At 60.6% G+C, this 432-nt stretch carries 1 pseudogene; it reads right to left on the reverse strand.

Annotated features, from left to right (window positions below):
* A pseudogene (locus ACZXDY_RS46445) lies at positions 1-362 on the reverse strand (universal stress protein); the annotation flags it as partial.
* Positions 363-432: the final 70 nt, after the last annotated feature.

Consider the following 432-nt stretch of genomic DNA (forward strand, 5'->3'; position numbering starts at 1 on the left):
TCAATGACCGATACGACGAGCACCTCACGCGCCTGAGCGAGAAGGGGCAAGGCGTCGTGCACTGCACGAACTGCCGAGCGTGTTCCATCCCATGCAACGACAATCCGGTCTTTTGCGAGCACAGGGGTGTTTGGTGGCACGAAGACAATTGGACGACCGCTCGCAAACAGGGCGGCCTCGACCAGTTCTTTGCGAGGCGCATCAAGTGGTCCGCGCACATCGATCACCAGGACGTCGTGCACCTGGCTGCAATGGATCATTCGTTCGCGAAGCGAGAGGGACTGGTTTTCGGCCTGCAGAATGTCACACGATACGTTTGCAGCCGTCGCAGCGGACTGAACGAGCTCCGCCGTTTGTGCCACCCGTTCACTTGACGTTGCTGGCCTGGCGGCAGGACTCCCGACCTGCCGAATGTCCGGTTCAGGCGGCAAG

This window comes from Bradyrhizobium sp. LeoB3, assembly GCF_055456055.1.